Consider the following 15,569-nt stretch of genomic DNA (forward strand, 5'->3'; position numbering starts at 1 on the left):
CCCGTAGGCCCTGCAAGCGAAGCGCCGCTGGGCAAAAAACTACCCACGATGCGTCTGTTCTTCTAAGGCCACAGGCCATTTGCGGAATATCAGAATCGACCAGATAAATGCCGCCAGCGCCGGAATTGCCCCGAGATAGCCAATCGCCGACATTGAAAAATGCAGGCTTACCTGATTCCCGACCAGCGCCCCCGCGCCAATGCCTAAATTGAAGATCCCAGAGAAGAGCGACATCGCCACGTCGGTGGCGTCCGGGGCCAGCGCCAGCACTTTGACCTGCATTCCCAGGCCGATAATCATCATCGCCACGCCCCAGCAAATACTCAATATCGCCAGATTGGTCTCGCTTCCCGCCGCAGGCATCAGCAACACCAGACACAGCATCAGCATCCCGATTGCACCGCTCACCAGCAGCGACGCGTGCTGGTTGCCCAGTTTGCCAAACAGGATGCTGCCGATGATTCCGGCCCCGCCGAGGAGTAACAGCAAGACAGTGGCAAAGTTGGCGCTAAAGCCCGCGACCACCTGTACAAAAGGCTCGATATAGCTGTACGCCGTGTAATGGGCGGTGACCACAACCACCGTCAGCAGATAAATACTCATCAACGCCGGGCGGCGGAACAGCAGCGGCAGGCTTTTCAGCGAGCCAGAATGTTCGCTCGGCAATTTTGGCAGGAGTTTAATCAGACACAGAAGGGTGATTAACGCCCCCATGCCGATGGCAAAGAAGGTGGTTCGCCAGCCGAAATACTGCCCGACGATTCGCCCGATCGGCAAACCGAGCACCATTGCCAGCGCGGTTCCGGTTGCCAGCAGGCTCAGCGCCTGAGCGCGTTTGCCCGCCGGGGCCAGTCGAATGGCCAGCGAGGCGGTAATCGACCAGAAAATGGCGTGTGCAAAGGCGATACCAATCCGGCTAATCACCAGCACGGTAAAGTTCCACGCCAGGAACGACAATACATGGCTGGCGATAAACAACACAAACAGGCCAATCAGCAGCTTGCGCCGTTCCACTTGGCTGGTGAGAAGCATAAAGGGTAGCGACATCAACGCGACCACCCAGGCGTAGATAGTCAGCATGATCCCGACCTGCGCTGTTTCCATATGGAAACTTTGAGCAATATCGGAAAGCAACCCTACGGGCACAAATTCTGTGGTATTAAAGATAAACGCAGCAATGGCAAGCGTGACCACACGTAGCCACGCGACCTTGCGGGAAACCGTGTTCGAAGGCATAAGTATAATTAGGGTTCGTTGCTGAAAAGAGGAGAAGGCGATCTTAAAGCCTTCACTGGTTAAAAGACAATCATTATGTGATGTAGATCTCAAAGTTTACCTTATGCAACCGGTAGCGAAGGGCGTTGTTTTCCTTGAATATAAAGAACAGCACAATAAAAACAGGCGGTAACACGATGCAGGAAATTGATTTTTATCTGGTGGATGCCTTTAGCGATAAAGCCTTTGGCGGTAACGCAGCAGCCGTATGTCCGCTGGAAGAGTGGCTCCCGGACGAGATACTCCTCAGCATGGCGAAGCAACACAATCAGTCGGAGACGGCGTTTTTCGTGCGTACCGATGAGGGTTTTGAGCTGCGCTGGTTCACCACACTCTCTGAGATAGACCTCTGCGGACATGCCACGCTCGCGGCGTCGCATGTGATTTTTGAATACCTCGATTATCCACACACTGAGATCGAATTCTCGACCCGCTTCGTGGGTAAACTGACCGTTAAACGTAACGGCGACTGGCTGACGCTAAACTTCCCTGCATGGGCGAGTGAGCCGGTGGACAATGCGCCAGCGCTGCTGTTTTACGCTCTGGGGATCACCGAAGCGAAAGAAGTGCGCGTCGCGCGTGACTACATGGTGGTGCTGGAAAACCAACAGCAGGTCGAAGCGATTGCCCCGGATATCGCCGCGATGATCCCGCTGGATAAAATGGTCTGCATTACTGCACCCGGCGACAAAGCTGATTTTGTCAGCCGCTTCTTCTGTCCAGGAGAGGGCGTACCGGAAGATCCGGTGACAGGCTCTACCCACAGTATGCTAATCCCTTACTGGAGCGAAAAACTCGGCAAAACGCAGATGAATGCCCGCCAGGTGTCAGCCCGAGGCGGGGAGTTGCGCTGCGAGCTATTGGGCGATCGTGTGCTAATCGGCGGCCAGGCGACGTTGTACCTGAAAGGCAAAATCTTCCTGCGCGTGTAGGCCATACTGAAATGCCCGCACTGCGGGCATTTCAGGTAAGCGTTGTTCACGAGTGACGGGCATATTATCGCAATTCCTATACCAATACTGTATATAACTACAGCACCCCGCATTTTTGGCACTCTTTGTTAGATTCCCCTCAAGAAAGATAAGTTAACCGTATGACCCTTTGGCGATGGAGGCCGCTATGTTGATAACAAACAACAAAAGGAGCCTGCCATGTATTCCATTACCTCTGAATCTGCCTCTCATCCGGATATTGTGGCGCTGATCACCGCCCTGGATCGCTATCAAACCGAGTTGTACCCGGCAGAAAGTAATCATCTGATTGATTTGACCCAGTTAGCAGCCGGCTCGCTGCTGATGATGGTGATTCGCGATAATCAATTAAATGCCGTAGGCTGCGGGGCGATAGTGCTCAACGGTGACGGCAGTGGGGAGATGAAGCGGGTCTATATCGATCCCACCCATCGCGGACAAAAATTGGGTGAAAAACTGCTGGCGGCGCTGGAGGATGAAGCTCTGAGCCGCCACTGCCACACGCTTCGCCTCGAAACGGGCATTAAGCAGCATGCGGCGATTCAGCTGTATGAACGCTGCGGGTATCAGACGCGCACGGCGTTTGCGCCATACGCGGAAGATCCGTTAAGCCTGTTTATGGAGAAGGTGCTGGTGGCTGACGTTCGTTTAGCAGTGCTATAAACGCCTCAAGTGGACGCGTCATCGCGCCGCGTCGCCATACCAGCCAGGTGGTGAGCCAGCGCCAGTTTTCCGCGAGCGGCCACGCCTCCACCTGATGATGCCCCGGCATGCTCTCCAGCATCGAGCGGGGCATCAGCGCAATTCCCGCTCCGGCTACCACGCAGGCGAGCATCCCGTGATATGACTCCATCTCATGAATTCGCCCGGGCATCGCCCGGTCCGCATGAAACCAGCTTTCAAGATGGCGGCGGTAGGAACAGTTGGCGCGAAAGGCGTAGACATCGCGCCCGCTCACCTGGGTAGCGCGCGACACTTTTTCGTGTCCGGCAGCCGCAACCAACATCATCTCTTCCTGATAGACCGGCATACCGTCAAGTTCCGGGTGTGACAGCGGCCCGTCAACGAACGCCGCGCTTAATGTGCCCTCCAGCACGCCGTCAATCATTGTCCCGGAAGGCCCGGTCGACAGGGCAAACTGAATACGCGGATAGCGCTGATTAAATTGTGCGAGGGATTCTGGAATGCGCACCGCTGCTGTGCTTTCCAGCGCCCCGAGGGCAAACAGCCCCTGCGGTTCATCACCCGCAACCACCATCCGCGCTTCCTCGACCAGGGCGAGGATCTGTTTGCTGTAGCGCAGGAAGTTATGCCCAGCCGGCGAGAGGCGCAAACGCTGGTTTTCGCGGATGAACAGCTCCACACCGAGATCGGCCTCCAGTTGGCGGATACGGGTGGTCAGGTTCGACGGGACGCGATGCACTTTTTGCGCCGCCTGGGTGATGCTGCCGGTCTGGGCGACCGCATTGAACATTTCAAGCTGGGTTAAATCCATAGCGTTCTCGATTCGTGAATAAGTGAGTCAGTATTATTCATTTTTAAGAAATAACAGAGTGGGCCACAATCAATCAACCCTTATTACGTGGAGAAGACTATGACTCACTCACCTGCAACGCATGCGCTGTCTATTGATCCGGCCACCGGCAAAACGCTGGCGGCATATCCGTGGGCCACGAAAGAAGACGTGGAACAGGCTATCACTCTGGCGGATCGTGGTTTTCGTCTGTGGCGAAACGAAACGGTTTCTCAACGGGCGAAAGTACTTCGCCAACTCGGTACTGCGCTGCGTGCACGTGCTGAAGAGATGGCACAGATGATGTCGCGTGAGATGGGAAAACCCATTGTGCAGGCTCGTGCCGAAGTCACTAAATCTGCCGGTCTGTGCGACTGGTACGCCGAGCACGGCCCGGCGATGCTTGCCGCTGAGCCGACGCAGGTTGAAAACCAGAAAGCGGTGATTGAGTATCGCCCGCTGGGCGCGATTCTGGCGGTGATGCCGTGGAACTTCCCGCTATGGCAGGTGCTGCGCGGTGCGGTGCCGATCCTGCTTGCGGGTAATAGCTATCTGCTCAAACATGCACCTAACGTTCTGGGTTCGGCGACGCTAATCGGGGAGATTTTCGCTGACGCGGGTTTTGAGCCGGGCGTGTTTGGCTGGGTAAATGCCACGAATGACGGCGTGACTCAGGCAATTAATGACCGTCGTATAGCCGCGATTACCGTGACCGGAAGTGTGCGAGCCGGTGCGGCGATTGGTGCTCAGGCGGCAGCGGCGCTGAAAAAATGTGTGCTGGAGCTGGGCGGTTCGGATCCGTTTATTGTGCTGAACGATGCGGATCTGGATCTGGCTGTAAACGCCGCAGTCACCGGGCGCTATCAAAATACCGGGCAGGTTTGCGCGGCGGCTAAACGCTTTATCGTCGAAGAGGGCATTGCGGAACAGTTCACCGAACGTTTTGTGGCGGCGGCGGCTGCGCTGAAGATGGGCGCACCGGACAACGAAGCGCATTATCTCGGGCCGATGGCGCGTTTCGATCTGCGCGATGAGCTGCATCAGCAGGTGCAGGCGACACTTAATGAAGGCGCCACGCTGTTGCTCGGCGGCGAGAAAGTGGCGGGAGAGGGCAATTATTACCCGGTAACCGTGCTTGGCAATGTGACGCCAGAAATGACCGCGTTCCGTCAGGAATTGTTCGGTCCGGTGGCGGCAATCACGATAGCGAAAGACGCTGAACATGCCCTGGCGCTGGCCAACGACAGTGACTTTGGTCTGTCGGCAACGGTATTTACTGCCGATCAACACCTGGCCGACACCTTCGCGAGTCAGCTTGAATGCGGTGGCGTGTTCATTAACGGTTTCAGCGCCAGCGATGCGCGCGTGGCCTTTGGCGGCGTTAAGAAAAGCGGCTTTGGCCGCGAGCTGTCCCATTTCGGTTTGCATGAATTCTGCAATATCCAGACCGTGTGGAAAGACCGGGTGTAAATTCTGCAATAAACGCTTAAAAGGCCTTCATCACGAAGGCCTTTGTCATTTTTGTGTCATGGTTCTGTCATTTAGGTTTCGTAGACTCGCACGCGTCTAACGTACTGTTACAGAAGAATATTATGAACCTAACGCAAATTTTTAGCCGTATTGCGAAGCGTCAGTTTGGTCTGCTGGCCGGCATCTTCTGCATTATCGCCCTTTTTTCTGCTTTACAGCTTTCCTCCTCGATTCTCCTGACCGCTTCACTGCGCGATGCGAAACTCAATGAACAACAAAACCAGCTGGCGCAACAGCAGCAGAGCAAACTCGATCTGGCTCGCGTCTCGCTGCTGGCGGCAAGTGACCTGCTCAATCGTTCAGGCGTCTATTTTATGCAGGATAAAGAGACCGGCTCGGAGGGGAGCTGGAACAGCCTGATGGATGAAGCACAGAAGGCGTTGAGTGCCTCTCAGCAGGCTTGGAACGCGTGGCTGGCGCTGAATCCGCCGAAAGATGACGCGCTGATCAACAGCTATCAATTGTTCTACGGCGCGATCAATGAGCAGGCGCAAGGGCTGATCAAAACCAACTCCATCGATGCCTTTTTCGCGGTACCTGCCCAGGCATTTCAGACCGATTTTAATGATAACTACGCGCGCTTTCAGCAACTCAGCGAACAACAGGCAGGCGTGGGGCGACAGTCGCTGATGGACCGTCTATCGGATTTGCAGTCGCTGTTCCTGTTGGCGCCGGTGGTGCTGCTGCTCATTGCGGTTGCGGTTTGGTTTGGAATGTCTCGCTGGGTGATTGTCCCTCTGCGCAGGCTCATTGCGCATATCAATCAGCTGGCGGCGGGAGATCTCTCCGGGAATGCGCCTGCGGTGAATGGCTTTAACCGCGAAATCGGACAGCTGAGCGTGAGCGTCATGACCATGCAGCGCGGATTACAGCAGCTGGTGACCCAGGTGAGTGAGGCCACAACGTCGATGGTGTCGAATATTGGCGAGCTGGCGGAAGGTAATCAGAAACTGTATCAGCAGTCGGCACGCCAGGCGCAAGAGCTGAGCGATGTTACGGCGCATATCGCGACGCTGGAAACGCACGTTGAAGGCAATACCGGCTATGCAAAACTGGCCAGCTCACGTGCCAACGAAGCGCGTCAGACGGCGGCGAGTGGCGATATGATGATGTCGACCGTGAATGCGTCGATGCAGGCGATCGTTGAACGATCGTCTGAGATGCGCGGGATCGTCTCTCTGATCGACAGCGTGGCATTCCAGACCAATATTCTGGCCCTAAACGCCGCCATTGAAGCCGCCCATGCGGGCAATCAGGGGCGCGGTTTTGCGGTGGTTGCGCGTGAGGTCGGCCTGCTGGCGAGAAAGAGCAGCCATTCGACGCAGACGATTCAGGAGCTGATCAATCATTCGTTGCAAGGGATTGAGGACGGCTCAAAAGCAGTGGTCAAGCTGGAGAACAATTTGCAGCAGGTTACCGGGCTGGTGGCGAATCTCAGCAGTTTGCTCGATGACATCTCTGCCGCCACCCTGAGCCAGGGCGACAGTATTCATCAGATGACGCGACAGTTACAGGCGCTGAATCAGGTTTCGCAGCAGACTGATGTCCTGGTGAGCACTGCGTCTGAAGCCTCGCGCCGCTTACACGATGAGTCTTATCTTCTGATGCAGGCGGTTTCGCGTTTTCGTCTTCCTGCCTGACGGAGCGTATCGCCCTCTGTTATACTCGCAGCCCGTTTTTGGCCTGTGGGCAAGGAGCAAAGTGTGGCTGCGGTCATTGATAATCAGATGCTGGAAGAGATTCTGGCCCAGGTTCGCCCGTTACTGGGGCAAGGTAACGTTGCCGATTACATTCCCGCGCTGGCGTGTATCAGCGGCAATAAACTGGGTATCGCGATTTGTACCGTTGAGGGGCAACTTTATCAGGCGGGGGATGCCACTGAGCGTTTTTCGATTCAGTCGATCTCCAAAGTGCTGAGTCTGGTGGCGGCGATGCGTCAATATGATGAAGACGAGATCTGGCAGCGGGTCGGGAAAGATCCCTCGGGTCAGCCGTTTAACTCTTTGCTCCAGCTGGAAATCGAACAGGGCAAACCGCGTAATCCGTTCATCAACGCCGGCGCGCTGGTGGTGTGCGATATGCTGCAAAGCCGTCTCAGTGCGCCGCGCCAGAGAATGCTGGAGATTGTGCGTCAGCTGAGCGGTGTATCCGATTTGAGTTACGACGCCAACGTGGCGCGTTCTGAGTTTGAACACTCTGCGCGGAACGCCGCCATTGCCTGGCTGATGAAATCCTTCGGCAATTTTCACAATGATGTCGCCACCGTGCTGCAAAACTATTTCCATTACTGTGCGCTGAAAATGAGCTGCGTGGAGCTGGCGCGTACCTTTCTGTTTCTTGCCGATCAGGGCCATTCTGCGCTGCATAATCAGGCCGTTGTGACGCCGATGCAGGCGCGGCAGGTGAATGCACTCATGGCGACCAGCGGGATGTATCAAAATGCCGGTGAATTTGCCTGGCGGGTAGGGTTACCGGCCAAATCGGGCGTTGGCGGTGGCGTCGTGGCGATTGTTCCTCACGAAATGGCGATTGCGGTCTGGAGCCCGGAGCTTGATGCCGCCGGGAACTCGCTGGCAGGCGTTGCGGTGCTGGAACAACTCACTCAGCGGCTTGGGCGTTCGGTTTACTGATCAAATACACCACTAACGTTGATGGGTTATGCTCCCTGGGGATGTATGTTATAGATAGGTGCTAATCTTTTAGTATTCCTGCTGATGACCGCGAAATAATTGCGTTAAGCGATTATATGGATTGATATTTGATGCAATCTTCTTTGACCTCATTTAAACCTTTTCAACCCGACAATCCGCTGCGTAATGCGGTGAGTATTTTTATTCTCACCACGCTATTTTATTTCATTGGTGCGGAATTACGTCTGGTGGAGGCGCTCTCGCTTTTCTGGCCGCTGAATGGCGTGATGGCGGGCGTATTTGCCCGTTACGCTTATCTCAACCGCCTGCATTATTATGCGGTGTCGTATGTCGCGATGCTGATGTATGACGCGGTAACCACTAACTGGGGCATGGCCTCGGTGGTGATCAATCTTTCCAATATGGTGTTTATCGTCACCGTCGCGTTGCTGGTGACGCGGGACAGACGCAGAGGACGGCTGGTTCCGGACCCGATTAACGCCCTACGACTGTTTAATTATTGTCTGCTGGCGGCACTTCTGTGCGCGCTGATAGGCGCAATGGGCTCGGTCGGCATTGACAGTCAAACTTTCTGGCCACTGTTTGCCGACTGGTTTAGCGAGCAATTCTCGACGGGAGTGCTGATTCTGCCGTGCCTGATGACAGTCAAAATCCCGGAGCTCAAACATCCGGTGCGGCTGGATCACTTTATGCCGGTGGTGGCGCTGATCGTTTCGGTGATGGCTTCAGTGGTGATCGGTGGAGCGGGCAGTCTGGCGTTTCCGCTGCCTGCGCTTATCTGGTGTGCGGTGCGCTATTCTCTCCCGGCGACCTGTTTGCTGACCTTTGTGACGGGAGGCGTAGAAATCATCCTGGTCGCCAATTCGATTATTAATATTGCTGTGGCCGCACCGCTGTCGACGCCAATGATGTTCTCTGCGCGTCTGGGGATTGCCACGATGGCGATTTGCCCGGTGATGGTTTCCGTGAGCGTTGCGGCGATTAACTCGCTCATTCATCAGGTGTCGCTGCGCGCTGATTATGACTTTCTGACCCGCGTCTATTCACGATCGGGCCTGTATGAAGCGCTGAAAAATGAAGAATCTCATCGCCATCCGCGTTTTCTGACGGTCATGCTGCTGGATATCGATTATTTCAAAAGCATCAATGATAACTATGGTCATGAGTGCGGGGACCGTGTTCTTGCCGAGTTTGCCGGCAAGGTGCAGCAGACCGTCGGTGAAGACGGGCTGGTGGCAAGAATGGGCGGCGAAGAGTTTGCGGTGGTGGTGAACTCCGTGGATGCGCGTCAGGGCGTTGAACTGGCGGAACGTATAAGGGAATCTATCGCTTCGCATCCGTTTAGCTGGCGTCAGCAAACGCTCTTTCTGACGGTGAGTATCGGTCTCGGGAGCGCCAAATCCGAGTCCTGGCAGCTGACTGAGGTGTTTAATAAGCTGATGGCCGAAGCAGATGAGTATCTGTATCGCTCGAAAAAAGCAGGGCGAAATCGTACCAGTGCGCGTCAACTGGACAATCAGCTTAGCGTTGAACCCGAAAAAAGTACGGAGCACGTGTAAACGTATCCATCCCAGGCAGAATGCGGCCTTGATGTTATCAAATTGCTGATAAATTGCTTGCTACGTATTTTTAAGCTCAATAAGATACCGGGGATAACACATCGGAAAAATCGCGTGATGAACGGAATTGATAAACTGAGTAAAAACCATCGCTTACCAGGGAGTCGTTTTGTCAAACGTATGTATCTGATGCGTATCCTTGGCACGTTTCTCTGTTTTATCCCCATTATCTCCGCCCTCATTGAGCAGAATTGTTCAGAATGGCTCATGCTTTTGCTGGCTGTGAACGCTTTTGTCTGGCCGACGGTCGCCTGGCAGCGCGCTCGTCGCTCTTCTACGCCGCTGGTGACGGAACATCAAAATCTGGTGATTGATGCGGGAGCGGGCGGTTTTTGGATCGCCATGATGGCTGTCAATCCGCTCCCCTCGGTCGTCATTGCGACGATCCTGCTGGCAGACCGGCTTTCCGCTGGCGGTTTTGCGCTGATGAAGAAAGCGGCGTTTGCGATGCTGGCGGTGTTTCTCGCCGCCTGGCTGGTACAGGGAATGGCAGTGGTCACCACCGTTTCTCAGCAGACCATGTTTGCCACGTTGCCCTTAATTGCTATCTACATCATCGCCCTCAGCGTGCTGACGGACAGTATTGCGCTGCGCTTGCGCATTAAATCGCGCGAGCTGGAACGTATTGCAATGATGGACCCGCTGCTGGATATCGCCAATCGCCGCTTGCTCGAAAAACGCATTGAGCATGAACTCAAAAAACTCCAGCAGGCCTGTCGGGAATCGGCGTTGATGTTTATCGATATCGATAACTTTAAAGAGGTAAACGACCGTTTCGGTCATAAAGTCGGGGATGCGATGCTCGCTGCGGTATCGCAAATTTTGCATCTCGCCACGCGTTCCACCGATACACCGGCTCGACTGGGTGGCGATGAATTTGTGATATTGCTACCGGATACCTCTATTGAAGAGGCCCACGTGGTGGCGTCGCGGATTATGGAAGCCGCCGCCATTATGCAAGATGTGGCGCAAGAAACGATCAATTGTACGTTGAGCATTGGTATTGCAGGGGCGACCCGCGAGATGTCGAATGTCACCGACTGGCTACAGGCGGCGGATACGGCGCTGTACCAGGCTAAGCGCGGCGGCAAAAATCGAATTTTCGCGCACTGACAAGTTGACTGTTTAGGCTAAGCTATTAAAAAAGCTGAGTGTCAGGAGACATTATGAAAGCGCCCGCGATCCCTGCCAATGAATCAGACCGTCTTTTATCCCTGCGTGATTCCGGGCTTCTGGAATCCTCTCACCATCAGCCTTACGACCGTATTACCCGTCTGGCGACGCGTATTTTTAACGTGCCGGTGGCGATGATCAATCTCATTGATGAGCATTCGCTGGTGGCTTTGTCTACGAAGGGTTCAACGGTAAACCTCCCGCCGCGCAGCCACTCTTTTTGCGGCCATACCCTGAGTGGCAACGTGCCGCTGGTGGTTCCTGATACCCACCATGACGCTCGTTTTGGCGATAATCCGCAGGTCAGGGGATCGCTGGGCGTGCGTTTTTATGCGGGCATTCCACTGCATTTACCTGATGGTGCGATTGCCGGAACGCTGTGTCTGATGGACGCCGTTCCTCGGGATTTCAGCGATCAGGACATGGCCGCGCTGAACGATTTGGCGGCGCTGGCGGAAGATGAATTTGCGGCGGCCTGTGCTGCGACCACCGACGATCTGACGGGGCTGTTTAACCGGCGCGGGTTTAACCAGTTTGCGGCTTTCGCATTATCCGGTGCCCGGCGGCGGGCAGAGCCATTAACACTCGCCTGGATGGATCTGGGCAGATTCCGCCAGATTAATGAACGCTACGGTCAGAGTGAAGGTGATATTGCGCTTAAAGCGATGGCTGAACTGATGCGCGCCTCGTTTCGCGAAGCCGATCTTTTAGTGCGGTATGGCGGTGACGAGTTCGCGGTATTGTTTGCCGATACCGATGAGAAGGGTGCCTGGATTGCGATGCAATATCTTAATGAACAGGTCGCGGAATACAACCAGCGCGGTCTGCATCCGTGGATTCTTACGTTTTCGTGGGGAGTTTGTGAGTTCGAGCATCAGCAAAATGATCTTCAGCAATGGCTACATGCCGCCCATGAGAGGATTCTCGCGGCGAAGCAGCAGCACAGCGCGGGTGGCTGACATCATAAAATCCTATGAGCGCGGCTCTTGCGTTAAATAAATGTTAAGAGCAATCTGAGGAGGTCAATTCACAAGGAAATCCAATGACCTCCTCGCTGCATATTCACTCTCTTTCTCGGGAAGCGATCCTTTCCCATATCGATTCGCTGGCTGATATCCTCGAAAACTGCGTCAGCGGTGGGGCATCGGTGAGCTTTATGCTGCCTTTTACCCCTGAAAAAGCGCGCCAGTTCTGGCTGGGCGTGGCCGAAAGCGTGGGGCGGCAGGAGCGCACCGTGCTGGCGTGCAGTGACGAACGTGAGGCGTTTTTAGGCACAGTCCAGCTCATCACCGATCAACCTGAAAACCAGCCGCACCGCGCGGATGTTGCCAAACTGTTGGTACATGAAAAAGCCCGTCGTCGCGGTGTGGCTATGGCATTGATGGACGCACTGGAATCGGTCGCGCAAAATCAGGGAAAATCCGTTCTGGTATTGGATACCGCAACCGGCAGCGGCGCGGAAACATTCTATCAGCGTGCTGGCTGGCAAAAGGTAGGAGAGATCCCGCGCTATGCGCTGATGCCGGACGGTGAAATGACGGCGACCTCAGTGTTTTATAAGTTTTTATAATATTTTTTACAATTGCTGCATGGTTTGATCAAAACAGGGTTTCATGGTCTCAAAGTTTGATAAGTTATTGGACCAATCTTATCGGGCTGTATGACTAATTAAAAAAGGAACCCCTTGTGAACACACTCAACCGTCGTGATTTTCCCGGTGCTCTCTATCCTGAACGTATCATCCAGTTTGGTGAAGGTAACTTTTTACGTGCGTTCATCGACTGGCAGGTAGACCTGCTGAATGAACACACCGACCTCAACTCTGGGGTGGTGATTGTCCGCCCAATCCAGAGTGATTTCCCGCCTTCGCTCAGCACTCAGGACGGCCTGTACACCACAATTATTCGTGGTCTGAATGAGAAAGGTGAAGCCGTCAGCGACGCGCGTCTTATCCGATCCGTGAACCGCGAAATCAGCGTCTACAGTCAGTACGATGAATTCCTCAAGCTCGCGCACAATCCCGATATGCGTTTTGTGTTCTCCAACACCACCGAAGCGGGTATCTGCTATCACGCCGACGACAAATTCGACGATGCGCCAGCCGTGAGCTATCCGGCAAAACTGACTCGTTTGCTGTTTGAACGTTTCAGCCATTTCAACGGCGCGGCCGATAAGGGCTGGGTAATTATTCCGTGCGAACTGATTGATTATAATGGCGATGCACTGCGTGAACTGGTGCTGCGCTACGCTCAGGAATGGGCGCTTCCCGCTGCATTTATTCAATGGCTGAATGATGCTAACAGCTTCTGTTCAACCCTGGTTGACCGCATCGTGACGGGCTATCCGCGTGACGAAGTGGCTGCACTCGAAACAGAGCTTGGCTACCACGATGGCTTCCTCGACACCGCTGAGCATTTCTATCTGTTTGTTATTCAGGGGCCAAAATCCCTGGCAGCCGAACTGCGTCTCGATAAATTCCCGCTTAACGTGCTGATTGTTGACGACATTAAACCGTACAAAGAACGCAAAGTAGCGATCCTGAATGGCGCGCACACGGCGCTGGTGCCAGTGGCTTTCCAGGCGGGGCTGGACACGGTCGGCGAGGCGATGAACGATGCAGAGATCTGCGCATTCGTGGAAAAGGCTATCTACCAGGAGATCATCCCGGTGCTGGATTTACCAAAAGATGAGCTGGAATCCTTCGCCAGTGCGGTGACAGGGCGGTTCCGTAACCCGTATATCAAACATCAGCTTCTGTCGATTTCCCTGAACGGGATGACCAAATACCGCACCCGCATCCTGCCGCAACTGCTGGCAGGGCAGAAGGCCACCGGACAATTACCGGCGCGTCTGACATTTGCATTGGCGGCACTGATGGCGTTTTATCGCGGAGAACGCAACGGCGAAAGCTATCCGGTGCAGGACGATGCCCACTGGCTGGAGCGTTTCCAGCAGCTGTGGACGCAACATAACGATAAACAAATCAGCACCAGCGAACTGGTGAAAGCGGTTCTGAGCGTCAGCGATCACTGGGAGCAGGACCTGACCAACGTGAACGGATTGGTAGAACAAGTTACTCTCGATCTGGATGCAATTTTGTTGCAGGGGATGCGCGCTGCCGTGAAACAGCTGTGCTAAACACGATTCCCGGCTTTGGCCGGGTTTTGTTTAAACACCGATTAGTTACAACATACTATGCGTTCCGTTTTTTTAAAACACACATTGGCATCGTGCGCTTTTTGTCTGGCAGTTAAAAAGGGAACAGCAATCTCGTAACAAGCTTGCAACCGTGATGGTGATCACGTTTAATAGTCACGCTCTTTATTGACCTGAAGCTAACTATGATTGTTCGTCCTCAACAGCACTGGCTGCGCCTGATTTTCGTCTGGCACGGTTCCGTCCTGTCTAAAATTTTTACCCGGTTGTTCCTTAACTTCCTGTTATCCATCGCTGTTATCGTGATGTTGCCGTGGTACTCATCGCTGGGCATCAAATTGACCGTTGCGCCATTTAGCATCCTCGGGGTGGCCATCGCGATCTTCCTCGGTTTTCGCAATAACGCCTGTTATTCGCGCTACGTCGAGGCTCGCCAGCTTTGGGGGCAACTGATGATAGCGTCACGCTCGCTATTTCGCGAGGTGAAAAACACGCTTCCGGACGATCCGCATTTGAGCGAGTTCGTGCGTCTGCAAATTGCCTTCGCCCATTGTCTGCGCATGACGCTTAGAAGACAGCCGCAGGCGGACCAGCTTGCACGTTATCTTTCAGCTCCACATCTTCGCGCGGTAATGGATTCGAATTCGCCGTCGAACCGCATTTTACTGATAATGGGTGAATGGCTCGCCGTAAGGCGTCGGGAAGGGCACCTGTCGGACATTCTGTTCCACAGTCTCAACAATCGCCTAAACGATATGTCAGTGGTACTGGCCGGATGTGAACGCATTGCTAACACGCCGGTGCCGTTTGCTTATACCCTGATTTTGCACCGCACCGTGTACCTGTTCTGCATCATGCTGCCGTTTGCCCTGGTGGTTGATCTGCACTACATGACGCCATTCGTCTCGGTCCTGATCTCCTACACCTTTATCTCTCTCGATGCGCTGGCAGAAGAGCTGGAAGAACCTTTCGGTACCGAAAATAACGACTTACCGCTGGATGCTATCTGCAATGCGATGGAAATCGATCTGCTACAGATGAACGACGAGCCAGAAATCCCGGCCCGCGTTTTACCGGATAAACATTACCAGCTCACATAGTGAATATTCAGGAACGCGGCAACGCGTTCCATTCATCGCGGGTGATTTCCCACAGCTCTGAGTCCAGCTCACCGCTGACGTAGGATTTCTTTTCGGTTCTCACCAGGCGCATCCCGCTGCTCGCTGAAATCTTCTGAGAACGTTCATTAACGGCGGCTTTTGGGGCTCGCAGAACCGGTTTGTTTAGCGTATTGAACCAGTAATCTGTTGCGGCAATACTGGCTTCGCGCATATATCCCTGGCCTTGCCATTCGGGTGTCAGCCAGAATCCACGGTTATTATCTTCCACGTCGTACAAACAGATCAGACCAACCAACTCGTCAGGCGAAGCTTTGCGACGAATCGTCCAGAACCATGCAACACCATTTTCCACGTCCGGCAAGGCGACGTTATTGACGTAATTCTCTGCACCATCGTCCGGATAAGGCCACGGCACGCTCGCTACCATATAGCGCACGATCTCCCAGCGCGGATATAGCTTCTGAATTTGCGCCGCATCTTTTGCTTCCAGCGGTTTAAGCAACAAGCGTTCGGTGGTCAACGTTGGTGTATTCACGGCTCGTATCTCCATTTTTTGTCGT

At 54.2% G+C, this 15,569-nt stretch carries 14 protein-coding genes; 11 read left to right on the plus strand and 3 right to left on the minus strand.

Features of this window, described 5'->3' with window-relative positions; translation table 11 throughout:
- Window positions 1-39: 39 nt before the first annotated feature.
- Complete coding sequence (locus tag JBO43_RS01240; RefSeq protein WP_202673532.1) at window positions 40-1,236, minus strand: sugar transporter; 1,197 nt, start codon at window positions 1,234-1,236, stop codon at window positions 40-42.
- A gap of 176 nt (window positions 1,237-1,412) precedes the next feature.
- Here JBO43_RS01240 and JBO43_RS01245 point away from each other — a divergent pair, with 176 nt between their 5' ends.
- Together JBO43_RS01245 and JBO43_RS01250 are read left to right on the plus strand one after the other, a co-directional pair.
- Window positions 1,413-2,207, plus strand: a complete 795-nt coding sequence (locus tag JBO43_RS01245) for a PhzF family protein (protein WP_103946280.1) — start codon at window positions 1,413-1,415, stop codon at window positions 2,205-2,207.
- A gap of 219 nt (window positions 2,208-2,426) precedes the next feature.
- The gene (locus JBO43_RS01250) at window positions 2,427-2,909 is read left to right on the plus strand and encodes a GNAT family N-acetyltransferase (RefSeq protein WP_103946279.1); all 483 of its coding nucleotides are present in this window, start codon (window positions 2,427-2,429) and stop codon (window positions 2,907-2,909) included.
- On the opposite strand, the gene ptrR is transcribed toward JBO43_RS01250, so the two are convergent.
- The gene (gene ptrR / locus JBO43_RS01255) at window positions 2,863-3,741 is read right to left on the minus strand and encodes a putrescine utilization regulator PtrR (RefSeq protein ID WP_095282010.1); all 879 of its coding nucleotides are present in this window, start codon (window positions 3,739-3,741) and stop codon (window positions 2,863-2,865) included. The genes JBO43_RS01250 and ptrR overlap by 47 nt on opposite strands.
- 99 nt (window positions 3,742-3,840) lie before the next feature.
- Between ptrR and sad the strand changes: the two genes are divergently transcribed.
- The 9 genes from sad to JBO43_RS01300 all read left to right on the plus strand — a co-directional run bounded on the left by sad (window position 3,841) and on the right by JBO43_RS01300 (window position 14,988).
- The gene (gene sad / locus JBO43_RS01260) at window positions 3,841-5,229 is read left to right on the plus strand and encodes a succinate-semialdehyde dehydrogenase (RefSeq protein ID WP_202673533.1); all 1,389 of its coding nucleotides are present in this window, start codon (window positions 3,841-3,843) and stop codon (window positions 5,227-5,229) included.
- Window positions 5,230-5,351: 122 nt separating this feature from the next.
- Window positions 5,352-6,929 (plus strand): methyl-accepting chemotaxis protein, encoded by a 1,578-nt coding sequence (locus JBO43_RS01265; protein ID WP_202673534.1) that lies wholly within the window; start codon window positions 5,352-5,354, stop codon window positions 6,927-6,929.
- Between the two features lie 63 nt (window positions 6,930-6,992).
- Window positions 6,993-7,919 (plus strand): glutaminase B, encoded by a 927-nt coding sequence (gene glsB, locus JBO43_RS01270; RefSeq protein WP_095282013.1) that lies wholly within the window; start codon window positions 6,993-6,995, stop codon window positions 7,917-7,919.
- A 131-nt stretch (window positions 7,920-8,050) separates the two neighbouring features.
- A complete protein-coding gene (locus JBO43_RS01275; RefSeq protein ID WP_103948969.1) occupies window positions 8,051-9,499 on the plus strand; it encodes a GGDEF domain-containing protein in 1,449 nt (482 codons plus the stop codon).
- 180 nt (window positions 9,500-9,679) lie between these two features.
- The gene (locus tag JBO43_RS01280) at window positions 9,680-10,672 is read left to right on the plus strand and encodes a diguanylate cyclase (RefSeq protein WP_237729938.1); all 993 of its coding nucleotides are present in this window, start codon (window positions 9,680-9,682) and stop codon (window positions 10,670-10,672) included.
- Window positions 10,673-10,725: 53 nt separating this feature from the next.
- Complete coding sequence (locus JBO43_RS01285) at window positions 10,726-11,691, plus strand: sensor domain-containing diguanylate cyclase (protein ID WP_202673535.1); 966 nt, start codon at window positions 10,726-10,728, stop codon at window positions 11,689-11,691.
- A gap of 83 nt (window positions 11,692-11,774) precedes the next feature.
- Window positions 11,775-12,302: a GNAT family N-acetyltransferase gene (locus JBO43_RS01290; RefSeq protein ID WP_095282016.1), complete on the plus strand. Its 528-nt coding sequence runs from the start codon at window positions 11,775-11,777 to the stop codon at window positions 12,300-12,302.
- Between the two features lie 116 nt (window positions 12,303-12,418).
- The gene (locus JBO43_RS01295) at window positions 12,419-13,870 is read left to right on the plus strand and encodes a tagaturonate reductase (RefSeq protein WP_202673536.1); all 1,452 of its coding nucleotides are present in this window, start codon (window positions 12,419-12,421) and stop codon (window positions 13,868-13,870) included.
- 203 nt (window positions 13,871-14,073) lie between these two features.
- Entirely contained in the window at window positions 14,074-14,988 is a 915-nt protein-coding gene (locus JBO43_RS01300) for a bestrophin family protein (protein WP_202673537.1), read from the plus strand.
- 7 nt (window positions 14,989-14,995) lie between these two features.
- On the opposite strand, the gene JBO43_RS01305 is transcribed toward JBO43_RS01300, so the two are convergent.
- On the minus strand, window positions 14,996-15,544 hold the full coding sequence (locus JBO43_RS01305) for a GNAT family N-acetyltransferase (protein ID WP_095282019.1): 549 nt from the start codon (window positions 15,542-15,544) through the stop codon (window positions 14,996-14,998).
- Window positions 15,545-15,569: the final 25 nt, after the last annotated feature.

The sequence above is a fragment of the Lelliottia jeotgali genome (genome assembly GCF_016771845.1).
GTDB lineage: Bacteria > Pseudomonadota > Gammaproteobacteria > Enterobacterales > Enterobacteriaceae > Enterobacter > Enterobacter jeotgali.

Coding starts and splice junctions, on each gene's coding strand:
- JBO43_RS01290 (WP_095282016.1), top strand. CDS start 11,775: ATGACCTCCTCGCTGCATATTCACTCTCTTTCTCGGGAAGCGATCCTT.
- JBO43_RS01245 (WP_103946280.1), top strand. CDS start 1,413: ATGCAGGAAATTGATTTTTATCTGGTGGATGCCTTTAGCGATAAAGCC.
- JBO43_RS01300 (WP_202673537.1), top strand. CDS start 14,074: ATGATTGTTCGTCCTCAACAGCACTGGCTGCGCCTGATTTTCGTCTGG.
- JBO43_RS01240 (WP_202673532.1), bottom strand. CDS start 1,236: ATGCCTTCGAACACGGTTTCCCGCAAGGTCGCGTGGCTACGTGTGGTC.
- JBO43_RS01250 (WP_103946279.1), top strand. CDS start 2,427: ATGTATTCCATTACCTCTGAATCTGCCTCTCATCCGGATATTGTGGCG.
- ptrR (WP_095282010.1), bottom strand. CDS start 3,741: ATGGATTTAACCCAGCTTGAAATGTTCAATGCGGTCGCCCAGACCGGC.
- JBO43_RS01275 (WP_103948969.1), top strand. CDS start 8,051: ATGCAATCTTCTTTGACCTCATTTAAACCTTTTCAACCCGACAATCCG.
- sad (WP_202673533.1), top strand. CDS start 3,841: ATGACTCACTCACCTGCAACGCATGCGCTGTCTATTGATCCGGCCACC.
- JBO43_RS01285 (WP_202673535.1), top strand. CDS start 10,726: ATGAAAGCGCCCGCGATCCCTGCCAATGAATCAGACCGTCTTTTATCC.
- JBO43_RS01265 (WP_202673534.1), top strand. CDS start 5,352: ATGAACCTAACGCAAATTTTTAGCCGTATTGCGAAGCGTCAGTTTGGT.
- JBO43_RS01280 (WP_237729938.1), top strand. CDS start 9,680: ATGTATCTGATGCGTATCCTTGGCACGTTTCTCTGTTTTATCCCCATT.